This is a genomic window from Streptomyces lunaelactis, from assembly GCF_003054555.1.
GTDB lineage: Bacteria > Actinomycetota > Actinomycetes > Streptomycetales > Streptomycetaceae > Streptomyces > Streptomyces lunaelactis.
Map to the genome: position 1 here is coordinate 6,941,898 of NZ_CP026304.1, position 11,825 is coordinate 6,953,722.

Here is an 11,825-nt window from a genome sequence, read left to right on the forward strand (position 1 = left end):
GCCCGCGTCGTCGCCGCGGGCGCACTCGGCGCGGTACAGACTCCGGCCCGCGCGCACGGGGCTGCTCAGCTTGTCCCGTAAAAGATGTCTGAGTCGCCGGGGGCCGGGCGGTCGTGGTCGGATGCGGTCGCTTATCCGGCGAGGGCGAGGTTGTGCATGAGGGCGATGCCGAGCATGGCGTGGTGGACTCCGTCGCCGTTGAGGCGGCAGTCGCGGAGGATCTTCCAGGTCTTCATGCGGGCGAAGACGTGGACGGCGCGGGCGGGTGCCTGCTTGTGGGACTCGTTGCGGGTCTGCTTCGGGTCGGGCAGTTCTTCGCCTTTGCGCCGGCGGTGCGGCAGGACGAGTCCGGTGCTCGGGTAGCCGCCGTCGGCGATGGTCATGGTCGTGCCGACAGCGGCTTCGGCGCCGGATTCCTCCGATGCCTTGCAGTCGTCGCGGTTTCCGGCGTGGGGCCGACCGACCACGATGACCAGGCGGGTGTCGGCGTCGATGACGACCTGGTGGCTGGTGGAGGACCGGCAGTTCTTCGACCGGGCGGCGGTGGTGTGGTCGCGGGCGGGGACCAGGGTGCCGTCCACGATGAGCACGGTGTCCTTGGCGAACCGTTTGCGGGGCTGGAGCGCGAGCATCGGCCCGAGGTGGTCGATGATGCGGTCCGCGGCCGACTTGGACACCCCGAACAGCGGCGCGATCTGGCGCATGGTCAGGTTGGTGCGCCAGTACGCCGCGACCAGCAGTGCACGGTCCTCCAGCGGAAGGCTCCACGGCCGGCCCTTGCGGACCGCGTCCGCACCCTCACGCCGCAGCACGGTCACCAGCTTTCCGAAGCAGCGCGGGCTCAGCCCCGTGAACGGGGCTATCCAGGACGGCTCCGACGCCGTGATCACACCAGCCACCGCAAGATCATCTCACGCCTGACCAGCAGTTACGGGACAGGCCTTCGCCGCCTCACCGTTCGTGGCCCCACCGCGCCATTGCCGCAGCGGTGGAACGCGCTCAATGCCCTTGACCGGCCGACTACTTCACGGTGGCGAAGTAGTCGTACTCACACGACATGTATCGACGGCTGTCGGATAGTCACGTACCCGACGAACGGTTCGTGCGGATCCGGCAGATGCCGTTTCCGTACGCCAGGGGTCCGCTCCCCCAGTCGCATAGGCACGAATGGTCTTCCTGTCACCGGTATACCGGGCGATCTGCGAGATCGTCCAGCCCAGCGCCCGCAGGGCGCTGATTTCCACATCTTCCACACATGCCAACGTGGGAAAGGGGCCTCCTTCGATGGGAAACGCTGGTCAGGTGCGGTAATCGCCGGCATCGAAGGAGGCCCGCCCTTCACGTCGGAGCCACACGGGATAAATGGGAAATTTCGGCGAGCCGGCGAAAGATCGAGGCTGAGGCTCGTCCCGTAAATGATGTCCGAAATACCTCGGCTCGGCCGTCGCGGGATCTGCTCGTCTATCCGGCGAGGGCGAGGTTGTGCAGGCATCGTACTGAAGCCGAGGTGCGAGAGCTCTGACGACCAGTACAAGGCCATGACCATCGACGACGACGGCCAAGCACTCGATCAGTTCCACAGGCTGTCCGGCCCCGACCTGTGGTGGTGGCGCGCCACTTGTGGGATTACGGGACAGGTCTTAGTCCGGGGTGGACAGTCCCCACAACTCGGTGCCATGCTCATCTATCTGAGTCGGGCCTTTCACCTGCAGGGGTCGGACTCTCGAGATATTAAGGTGGGAAAATGGGGGATCGCTTATATGGGTAGCGTGAACGACAGGTTGACGTGGCAGCCGAGCTCGAGCAGTGGTGATATACGTGACACCCGAGCTTCCCCGCGGGTTGGACGATTCCCGTTGCAAACTGGGATCGCGGTGCCGACCGGCACCCTCGATTTCAATCTCCAGATCATGTTGATAATCCAAGACGATATTCGTCGATACAGTATCGAGGGAATGCTTCGTTCACTCGACATTCGGTTGACAGTGCAATTCAGCGCGGATATCGAAGATATCTCGACATTCCGCAACGGTCAGCTGATCATTTCATCCAGCAATGCTTTGGAGCCTGTACCTGCCGAGATCGCTGAAAAGCTGCGCATACACAACATACATGTACTGGTCCTGGTGGATTCGGCAGACGTTGTTGAGCAATCCTGGGTCGATCATGCCAACGGTTTCCTGGACTGGGCGGATCTCCGTCCCGAGACCCTGCGCGAAGCGATCGTCGACGTGGAGACTGGACGATTTCATGTGTCGGCGACTCTGGCGCGACGATCCGTCACGGCACCCGACCAGGCCGGTGATGACGCCACCTCGAAGCGCGCGTCGATGATTGCTCTGACGGCACGTGAACACCAGGTGCTGCGCCTGATTGCCGAGGGGCAAAGTAACCGACAAGTCGCTGGATCGCTGAGTATCTCTGAGCATGGAGTTAAACGCATGGTCGGCATCATTTTGGCCAAGCTCAACTGCCCAAATCGGACTCTTGCGGTTGTTCGGGCCATAGAGTCGGGGCTCCTCGTTGTGTGAGGTGTCGACCCATTGGCGAAGTTCTGTCCGTCCCAGCCCGTCCATGAACAGGTCGATCCCGGCCTGCGGTGGGCGCGACACCTGTGTGTCGATAGCACCGGAAGAGTCGACGCCGCCGGGCTCTCCCTGACGAAATGGCTCCAGCACCTGCACCCGCAATTGACTGCCGAGGTCCAGCCGCACTTCTAGCCGGTGGTGGACGGTCTCGCTCTCGCGCAGCATCCAAATGCCGTCGCGCTGCAACGCCTGGACGAGAGAGCTTCCCTCTATGTTCCCTGGGTGTGCTCAGGGGCGAAGGCTGCCCCCCGAAAGTCGTTGCGAATCTCGGTCAGGGGTTCGCGGTCGCGGTTGAAGCGGAGCTTGTTGGTGAGGAGAGCGGCCCAGCGGCCTTGGGCGGGGCTGATCCACATCCCCGTGCCGGTGAAGCCGCAGTGGACCCAGATGTCCTGGTCGGGGTCGGGGTCGGTGCCGGGCGCGGGGTGCCAGAAGATGCCGCGGGCGGGGGTGATGCCGCCCGTGTGGATGCGGAGGGACTCCCTGATCCAGGTCGGGCCGAAGGCGGACTGGGTGGGGGCGAGCATGTGGCGGAGGAAGAGGGCGAGGTCGTCGAGGACGAGGGCGGCTCGGTCCGTGTACTCGACGGCTTCGCCGGGCGGGCGGTGGAGGGCCTCGTGGAGGACGCCGGCGCGGATGTCCTGGGGGTCGGTGCCGTAGAGGTTCCTCAGGTTGGCGCGCAGCGGCAGGCCGGCGGTGTGGGTGAGTAGGTGGTGGGCCGTGGCCTGGGCGAGGGGGTGGCCTGCGACTTCGTCCCAGAAGGTGCCGAGCGGTGTGTGGAGCTGGAGTTTTCCCTCTTCGATCAGGGTGCCGATCGTGGACCAGACGGCGAGGATCTTGGTGAGGCTGGCCACGTCGAAGACGGTGTCCAGCCGCATCGGCTCGTCCGGGTGGCTAGGAGGCCGACGGCTCCGCTGGCCTGGATGCCGTCGGCGTTCCCGACCGCCCACACCGCGCCGGGGTAGACCTCGTCGCGGACGCCGGTTTGGAGGAGGTCTTCGATCCGGTCGGTGGTGTGGGTCATGGTCTCCCGATCGCCGTGGGCCGCGGGTCGTCCGCTGGCCAGGTTAGTGACGCGGCCCGGGCGGTGCCGACTGCGCCACGGGTGGTGTCAGGCGAGCTGCCGGCCGAGGGCGGTGATGGCCGTGGCGGTGGAGCTGAGGGGGAAGCGGGCGGCGTTGGTGCGGCCGGATGCCCGGAGCATCTCCAGGAGGCCGGGGGTGGTGCGCAGGCGGTGGAGGTTGTGGGCGGCGGTGGTGGGGTTGGTGAAGTCGGTGGCCAGGCCGGTGCCGGAGAGGGCTTCGCTGAGTCCGGGAACGGGTTGGTAGAGGACGGGGAGTCCGCAGGCCTGGGCTTCGAGGGCGACGAGGCCCATGGCCTCCAGGGTGGTGGAGGGCACGGCGAGTACGTCGTGGTCGGCGAAGGCCTTCCACAGTTGGGGGCGGCGGAACCAGCCGAGGTAGCGGACGTGGACGCCGAGCTGGCGGACGACCGGGGCGAGGTCGAGGAACTGGGCGCGCGGGGCGGCGATGCTCAGTTCGACCGAGCGGGTGGCCGAGACGGCTTGGAGGAGGGGTTCGAGGCCTTTCTCGGAACTGAGGCGGCCTGCGAAGAGGATCCGCAGGTGGCTGGTGGGACGTCGGGCGGGCCGGGGCGGTGGGCTGGTGAGGAGGCGATCGGGGATGCCCCAGGGGATCTTCTCGATCTTGCGCCTGTCCGTCTTGGGGGCGAGCTTGAGCAGGCGGTCGGCCATGGCTCCGGTGGGGACGACGATCGCGTCGGCAGCGGAGGCGGTCTCGCGGAGAACGCGTAGCTGCGTGGTGTGCTTCTCGGCGTGCAGGAGGTCGGTGCCGTGGACGAAGGCGATCCGGGGGTGGGCGGGTAGGGCCCGCAGGAGGGCGGGGTGGCCCGAAGGCCAGGTGGTGCAGGTGCAGCACGCTGATCCGGCGCGGGTCGATGGCGGCCGCCATGGCGTGGCGCAGGTTCGTGACGTACCGGCTGAACGCGGGGCCCCGAGGCATTGCCGGATGCGTGCAGCAGGTCGATGCCGGCCGGGGCATGGGGTTGCAGGCCGTCGGGGCGAGCATGAAGGCGCGGGCAGGGATGGCGGGCTGGGTGCCGGCGTAGAGGTCGAGGAAGAGTTCGGCGCTTCCGCCGGGGCTGGGGAACGGCAGGTCGAGAGCGGTGGCGACGACGCGGTTCACCGGCGGCCTCCGGGGTTCTCCTCGTAGAGGCGGGACGTCTCGATGCCCTCGCTGGTGCGGTACTTGAGGCCGTGCCAAGGTGTGGCCGAGGTACAGCTCGCCGGGCTGCAGGACGTGGCCGTCGTTGCCGATCTCTGTGGGGCGGTGGGGTTCGGGCGGTAGGTGTCGAGTACCTGGTCGGTGTAGGTGAGCAGGGTCCCGCCGAGGCGGACGTTGTAGCTGTTCGGGTTGACCTGGGTCGGCATGAAGGGGGAGATGCGCAGCCGTCCGTCCTTCGAGGCGGAGGTGATCTCGGGTCCGGTGAGGATCACCGGTCGTCTCCGTTGGTCAGGATGCTCGTGATCGCCGAGCCGAGGCTGAGGCCGGCGGGGTGGGCTCGGCTGCCGAGACAGGTGTCAGCGAGGTAGTCGGTGGTCAGCACGCTCGTCAGTCCGCCGGGGAGCGGATCGGGGGAGGTGATCAGGAGTCCTGCCCGCTCGGTGAGGTGAGTGAGCAGGGCAGCGGGGTCATTCCGGAAGGCCGGCGCGACCTGGGCCTCGACCAGCTTGTTGTCGAACGGCTCGATGACGAGTAGATCCCCGTTGGTGAGGACTTCGCCGAGCAGCGTCGTGCGCACGGCGGTCTCGTTGAGGACGACCGCCTCGCTGCCCAGCCCGCTGCGCAACCGGTCGGCCAGTTCGTGGAGCAGGGCGTGGCGGTCGAGAGGCTTGTTCCGATAGGGCGCGACGAGACGACCCAGCGGCTCGGCCAGTTGTGCGTCGATGGAGGCGATCTGTTCACGGACGGAGTCGAGCTCGGTCGGCAGGACGGACTCCGAGGTGTCAGGGAAGCGGGCGGTCCGTCCGACCCAGCCTTCGGGGGAGCGGTTGGCGACTGCGTATCCGACGGCGAGTTCCTGGCCTTTGATCACGATGGTGCCGCCGACCCGTTCGGGTCCGGTGTGTTCGCTGTGGCAGTGGCCGGCGAAGACCACGTCGAGGCAGGGGCATGCCTCGGCGAGCTGGAGGTCCTGCTCGAAGCCGGAGTGGCTGAGGAGGACCCAGGAGTCGACCTCGTGGTGGTGCGCGAGAATCAGCTCGCGCAGAGCCTGGACGGGGTCGGTGACGCGGTGGGCGGCCCGCTGTCCGGCCGGGATCGAGTTGAACGCCTGCAGGCCGATCACGGCCGTAACGGCGGTCCGTCGGCCGCGATGTCCACGGTGCGCAGACGCCGGAAGAGTGCGTTGCCGGTGGAGTCTTCGACGACGTTCGTCAATACGGTCCGCTGGTGGAGGGCGGGCTCGAAGTAGTGCGGCCAACCGTGGTTCCCGGGAGCGACGACGTCGTACAGGGCGAGCAGGATGTCCCGTTCGAGCGCGCCCCGGCCGAGGCGGTAGAACCGCACTGTGTCGGAGGGCGAGGCCGGAGCAGGTGAAGGCCGCGAGCCGGAGTGCCACAAGCCAGCGCTCGGTGGTGCGGGCAAAGCCAGCGCAATGCTTCCGTTACGCAGCGCAGCCGCGAGCTCGTGAAGGTGGCCGTGTTCGCCGACATGGGCGGTGCCGGGTGTGGGCGCCGCCCTGTCACGCCGAGCTGCGCTTTCTCCCCAGATTCTCCCCAGGGGCCGGTAGAGGGCACTACAGGGCCTTTGCTAGAGCCAAGTTGATCAAGTGGAACGGGTTGCTGGCTACAGCCAGTCGCGGCGCTTGAAGATGAAGTACAAACTGATGCAAACTACCGCCATCAGTAGGATCGCGAACGGATACCCCGCCGCCCACTTCAATTCCGGCATCGTCTCGAAGTTCATTCCGTAAATCGTTCCCACTAGCGTGGGTGCAAACAGAATGGCCGCCCAGGACGAGATTTTCTTGATCTCCTCGTTCTGCTCGAAGCCCGCCTCCGCCAGCGCCCGCATCTCCGCGTTCTGCTGCTGCGTCACCAGCGTCGCATTGACCGTCAGGATGTCCGCCAGCGCCTGTCGGAAGCCGTCCACCCGCTCGCTGGTGTGCGTGACATGGTCGGCCACGTCGCGCAGATAGCGCTGGAGTTCCTCGTCCGTGCCGTACTTCGCGAAGCCCGAGATCAGACCGTGCAGCATGCCGACCAAGGGGCGGGTGGCGCGCTGGAACTCGACCATTTCGCGGGAGAGTTCGTAGATACGGCGGGACACCGAGGGGTCGCCGCCGAACACCTCCGTCTCGATCTCGTCGATGTCGTTCTGCACGCCCGCCACCACCGGGGCGTAGCCGTCGACGACGGCGTCCAGGATCGCGTACAGCGCGGCCTCGGGGCCGAGCGCGAGGAGTTCGGGGGTCTCCTCCATCCGCCGGCGTACCGCGGACAGGTCCGGGGCCGCGCCGTGGCGGACGGTGATCAGGAAGTCCTTGCCGACGAAGACATGCAGCTCGCCGAAGTCGACCTCCTCCTGGGCGTCGAGATAGCGGGCGGCGCGCAGGACCACGAACAGGGTGTCGCCGTACCGCTCCAGCTTCGGGCGCTGGTGGGCCTCCAGGGCGTCCTCGACGGCGAGTTCATGGAGGTCGAACTCCGCGGCCAGCGAGAGGAGTTCGGCCTCCGTCGGGCGGTGCAGGCCGATCCACGCCATGCCGTCCGGGTACTCGCGCAGCTGGCGGAAGGTCTCGGCGAGCGAGTCGGGGGTCGAGACGCGGCGGCCGTCGCGGTAGAGCGCGGCCTGGACGACGCTGCCCTGGGCCTTGAGTACGGGGGTGGGAGCGGGCGGCTCGGGGCCGGCGGGCCGGTGGCGGCGGGGCTCGCGGGAGGCGGGGGGCGGCGGCGCCACTGGGGCCTCCTCGGGGACATCGACATCCTTGAGTCTCACCTCCCACCTCGACGGCGCCATCTGCGCCGAGCGCTGTCTGCCTGTACGGAGCCGTGCCCACACAGCCCCGGAGCAGGATATCCGGGTCGAAATGCCCCGGCATGACGGGGCGGCGACCAGTCGTACCGCCATTGCGGACGGAAGCTGTCCGCAAGCCTGAGTAGCGTGTGGCACATGGCCTCGAAGACGACGAACCCCGTGCTCGGCAACCGCGCCCTGAACCGCGCCACCCTGGACCGTCAGCTCCTGCTGCGCCGCGCACCCAAGTCCGCGATGTCCGCCAAGGGCGCCGTCGAGCACCTCGTCGGACTCCAGGCGCAGAACGTGAAGCCCCCGTACTTCGCGCTCGCCGCCCGTCTGGATGGCTTCGACCCGGAGGATCTCTCGGCCCTGATGGCATCCCGCGAGGTCGCCCGCCTGGTCACCATGCGCTCCACCATCCACACGCACTCCGCCGACGACTGCCTGACCCTGCGCCCTCTGGTCCAGGCGGCGCGCGACCGGGAGCTCAAGCAGTTCCGCAACGGTCTGGCCGGGGTCGATCTCGGCCGGCTCGGCGCCATCAGCCGGGAGCTGGTCGAGGAGCAGCCCCGGACCATGAAGGAGCTGCGCGAGGCTCTGCTGAAGGAGTGGCCGGACGGCGACCCGTTCGCGCTGTCCGTCGCCGCCCGCTGCGTACTGCCGCTGGTGCAGGTCACCCCGCGCGGGCTGTGGGGCAGGAGTGGCCAGGTCACGCTGACCACCGCCGAGCACTGGTTCGGCAGGGAGTCCGAGCCGGTCCCCGCGCCCGACGGCACGGTGCTCCGCTATCTCGCGGCCTTCGGACCCGCCTCGGTCAAGGACATGCAGACCTGGTCCGGGCTGACCCGGATGCGGGAGGTCTTCGAGCGGCTGCGGCCACGGCTGGCCGTCTTCCAGGACGAGCAGGGTGTCGAGCTCTTCGATCTCCCGGACGCTCCTCGCCCCGACGCCGACACCCCCGCGCCGCCCCGTTTCCTCCCCGAGTACGACAACCTGCTGCTCTCGCACGCCGACCGCAGCCGGTTCGTGACCGAGGAGTACACGTCGCGCTCCTGGAAGGGCAATCAGTCGTTCAGTGTCCTCATGGTCGACGGCCGGCTGTCCGGCATCTGGTGGCTCGAGGAGAGCAAGGGGAGCAAGGGGAGCAAGGGGAGCCAGGGGAGCCAGGGGAGCCAGGGGAGCCAGGGGAGCGCGCTCTTGACCGTGCAGGCCTTCGGCAAGCTGACCCGTACACAGCGCGAAGCGGTGGCCGAGGAGGGCGAGCGGATACTCACCACCATGTCCTCGGCCACCACGCACGACATCCGCTTCGGGACATTCAGCGAATAGCAGCCAATGGCACTACAGGCCGATGTCGCGCCTGCGGTGGTCGTCGAACGTCTCGCGCCGGATCAGCGTCCGCGACCGCCCCTGCGACACCGCCACCACCGGCGGCCGGCCCGTCAGGTTGTACCCCGACGCCATCGACACGTGGTACGCACCGGACGCCGGCACGGCCAGGATGTCCCCGGGCCGTACGTCCTCCGGCAGCTCCACCGACTCCGCGAGCACATCGCCCGCCTCGCAGTGCCGGCCGACCACCGTCGTCGTACGCATCGGGGCGGTCGACGAGCGCCCGACCATACGGACGGTGTAGCGCGCCCCGTACAGCGCGGGCCGCGGGTTGTCGCTCATCCCGCCGTCCACGGCCACGAAGACCTGGCCGCCGCCGCGCTTCACCGACAGCACTCGGTAGAGGGCGATCCCTGCCGGAGCCATGATCGAGCGGCCGGGCTCGACGGTGAGCCGGGGCAGTGGGAAGTCGGACTCCGCGCAGGCGCGCACCAGTTCGTCGTTGATCCGCCGTCCGTACGCGGCCGGTGCCGGTGCCGGGTCCCCGGGCAGATACGCCACGGCGAAGCCGCCGCCCAGGTCGAGCTCGGGCAGGGTGACGCCATAGCGGTCGCGGATGCGCGCCATGAAGGCGATGACGCGCCGCACGTTCTGCGCGTACGGCTCCGGGGAGGCGATCTGCGAGCCCAAGTGGCTGTGCAGGCCGGTCAGTTCGAGCCGCGGCTGGCCGAGGATGCGGGCCACCGCGTCCTCCGCGTCGCCGCCCGCGATGGAGAGGCCGAACTTCTGGCCCTCCGCGCCTGTCCGGATCTTCTTGTGGCCGCCCGCCTCGATACCGGGCAGCACGCGCACCATCACCTGCTGGGCCTGGGGCCCCGTCACCTGGGCCGCCAGCCGGGCAATCTCACAGTCCGAGTCGATGACGATCCGGCCCACGCCGAGCCGTAGCGCGGTGCGCAGGTCCTGCGGCGACTTGGCGTTGCCGTGCATCACGATCCGCTCGGCGGGGAAGCCGCGGGTCGCGGCGAGTTCCAGCTCGCCCGCGGAGCAGACGTCGAGGCCGAGGCCTTCCTCGTCCATCCAGTCGACGACGGCCCGGGACAGGAAGGCTTTGCCGGCGTACACCACTTCGGCGTCGGGCAGGGCGCGCCGCCAGGCCCGCGCCCGGGACCGGACCTCGTCCTCGTCGAGTACGTAGACGGGCGTGCCGTACCGATCGGCGAGCTCGGTGAGCGAGACACCGGCCACCGCGACATCACCGCCGGGCGCGGAGACGGCGGACGCGGGCCACACCGAGGGAGCAGCGAGTTCCGGTATCGCCGGAACCGGGTCCGGAAGTGGGTCCGGAAGTGGGTCCGGAAGTGGGTCCGGAAGTGGGTCCGGAACCGGGTCCGAACCCGGGGCCTGAACCGGAACTCCGGGTACTGCGGTCATCCGTACACCTCCAGGCATCAGTCGAGAAAAGCGTGAATCGCGGTGACCGCGGACCAGACGAAGGCCGCGGCCCCGGTCACCCGGAGCACCCCGACGGCGTCCGGATCCCCTTCGGGCCGGCGCGCGCACGGCTGCGCGGACGCGGGTACCGGTCCGGAGGCAGGCAGGGAGGCGACCGCCGGCGCGGGAGCGGTGAGCTGGGGGTCCACCGTCACGGTGGTGACCCCGATCGGTTCGGCGAGCGTACGCAGCGCGGGCTCGGCGAGCCTGATCCACGGCTGTCGTTCACCGAGCACGGCCACGAGCTGCTCCCGGCTGGTGAATCCGACGGCGGTGCGTACGCCGAGCGGTGTGCGCATGAAGCGCAGTTGGTGTCCTCCGGCAGAGCCGAGCCGAACCGGCACGTACAGCGGCCCTGCCGGGCGGCGTTCGTCGGGGTCCGCGGGATCCGCGTCCTCACGGGTGAGGGTCTCCATGGTGTCCTCCGCAGGGGAGTCGAGCGTTTTTCCTGACCACTCGAAGCTATGCCCGTGCGGAGGCGGGGCAGCGGATCCATGACGTGCCGCTGATCGTGCGGGGCCGCTATTTGACGCGTCCCTAGCGCTGGTGCCGGACGCGGAGGTTCAGCGGGGGGAGTTCAGGCGCACGTCACAAGGACGGCTCTACTCCGCGCGGCCCGTCGCCGCCACGGTCACACCCAGCCCGATCATCGCGAATCCGCCGGCGCCGCCCACCAGCGACAGCCGCCGCTCCGAGCGGGCGAACCAGCTGCGGGCCGCCGACGCGCCCAGCCCCCAGAGCGTGTCCGTGACCAGGCCGATCGCGATCGGTACCAGGCCGAGCAGCAGCATCTGGGCGGGCAGACGGCCCGCGGTGTGGTCGACGAACTGCGGCAGTACGGCCGCGAAGAAGACGATCCCCTTCGGATTCGTGACCCCTACCAGAGCGCCGTCCACGACCGTACGCACGTCACCGCGAGCCGCGTCCGCCGGGGCCGCGAGCGACGAGGCCTTCATCTCCTTGCGATGGCGGAAGGCCTGCACGCCCAGGTAGACCAGATACGCCGCGCCCGCCAGCTTCACCGCCATGAAGACCACCAGCGAGCGCTCGACCACCGCCCCGATGCCCAGCGCGACGATCACGACCAGCAGGTACGAGCCGATGACATTGCCCAGGACGGTCGCCAGCGCCGTCCGGCGGCCGTGGGCGAGTGCCCGGCCGATGATGAACAGCACGCTCGGGCCCGGGATCGAAATGATCAGAAGGGACATCGCGGCGAATGCGAGCAAGCGGTCTGTCGACACCATCCCGTCATTGAACCCGACCCTCCGGCCGCGCGGCCAGGGCCGTGGAAGCGTCTCCTGGTCCAGGACGGTGGTCCGCGCGGCCACGCGCCCACGAAAGCAGGCCCGCCCGGCGCGCCGGGACCCCCGTG

9 protein-coding genes and 3 pseudogenes are annotated in these 11,825 nt (G+C 68.8%); 2 read left to right on the top strand and 10 right to left on the bottom strand.

Annotation, left to right across the window (positions count from 1 at the left end; translation table 11 throughout):
* Window positions 1–131: 131 nt before the first annotated feature.
* The gene (locus SLUN_RS31690) at window positions 132–899 is read right to left on the bottom strand and encodes a transposase family protein (protein WP_108153374.1); all 768 of its coding nucleotides are present in this window, start codon (window positions 897–899) and stop codon (window positions 132–134) included.
* 639 nt (window positions 900–1,538) lie between these two features.
* Between SLUN_RS31690 and SLUN_RS31700 the strand changes: the two genes are divergently transcribed.
* Entirely contained in the window at window positions 1,539–2,531 is a 993-nt protein-coding gene (locus SLUN_RS31700) for a helix-turn-helix transcriptional regulator (protein ID WP_108155051.1), read from the top strand.
* 266 nt (window positions 2,532–2,797) lie between these two features.
* Here SLUN_RS31700 and SLUN_RS31705 read toward each other — a convergent pair.
* The 6 genes and pseudogenes from SLUN_RS31705 to SLUN_RS31730 all read right to left on the bottom strand — a co-directional run bounded on the left by SLUN_RS31705 (window position 2,798) and on the right by SLUN_RS31730 (window position 7,603).
* A pseudogene (locus SLUN_RS31705) lies at window positions 2,798–3,609 on the bottom strand (serine hydrolase domain-containing protein).
* An 87-nt stretch (window positions 3,610–3,696) separates the two neighbouring features.
* Window positions 3,697–4,789 (bottom strand): annotated as a pseudogene (locus tag SLUN_RS31710) (glycosyltransferase family 4 protein).
* Window positions 4,790–4,864: 75 nt separating this feature from the next.
* Window positions 4,865–5,100 (bottom strand): annotated as a pseudogene (locus SLUN_RS31720) (dCTP deaminase); the annotation flags it as partial.
* A complete protein-coding gene (locus SLUN_RS31725) occupies window positions 5,097–5,951 on the bottom strand; it encodes a bifunctional UDP-sugar hydrolase/5'-nucleotidase (RefSeq protein ID WP_175314459.1) in 855 nt (284 codons plus the stop codon). The gene SLUN_RS31725 and the pseudogene SLUN_RS31720, both read right to left, overlap by 4 nt.
* Complete coding sequence (locus tag SLUN_RS42135) at window positions 5,948–6,172, bottom strand: hypothetical protein (protein ID WP_175314458.1); 225 nt, start codon at window positions 6,170–6,172, stop codon at window positions 5,948–5,950. The genes SLUN_RS31725 and SLUN_RS42135 overlap by 4 nt, the downstream gene beginning before the upstream one ends.
* A gap of 279 nt (window positions 6,173–6,451) precedes the next feature.
* Window positions 6,452–7,603 carry a magnesium and cobalt transport protein CorA gene (locus tag SLUN_RS31730; RefSeq protein ID WP_257153834.1) on the bottom strand — a complete coding sequence of 384 codons (1,152 nt, stop codon included), beginning with the start codon at window positions 7,601–7,603 and terminating at the stop codon, window positions 6,452–6,454.
* Window positions 7,604–7,777: 174 nt separating this feature from the next.
* Between SLUN_RS31730 and SLUN_RS31735 the strand changes: the two genes are divergently transcribed.
* Window positions 7,778–8,953, top strand: coding sequence for a winged helix DNA-binding domain-containing protein (locus SLUN_RS31735; RefSeq protein WP_108153375.1), 1,176 nt, complete (start codon window positions 7,778–7,780; stop codon window positions 8,951–8,953).
* A gap of 12 nt (window positions 8,954–8,965) precedes the next feature.
* On the opposite strand, the gene lysA is transcribed toward SLUN_RS31735, so the two are convergent.
* From lysA to SLUN_RS31750, 3 genes are all read right to left on the bottom strand, one after another.
* The gene (lysA, locus tag SLUN_RS31740; RefSeq protein ID WP_371413879.1) at window positions 8,966–10,249 is read right to left on the bottom strand and encodes a diaminopimelate decarboxylase; all 1,284 of its coding nucleotides are present in this window, start codon (window positions 10,247–10,249) and stop codon (window positions 8,966–8,968) included.
* A gap of 158 nt (window positions 10,250–10,407) precedes the next feature.
* Entirely contained in the window at window positions 10,408–10,866 is a 459-nt protein-coding gene (locus SLUN_RS31745; RefSeq protein ID WP_108153377.1) for an SAV_915 family protein, read from the bottom strand.
* Window positions 10,867–11,052: 186 nt separating this feature from the next.
* Complete coding sequence (locus SLUN_RS31750) at window positions 11,053–11,697, bottom strand: LysE family translocator (RefSeq protein WP_108153378.1); 645 nt, start codon at window positions 11,695–11,697, stop codon at window positions 11,053–11,055.
* Window positions 11,698–11,825: the final 128 nt, after the last annotated feature.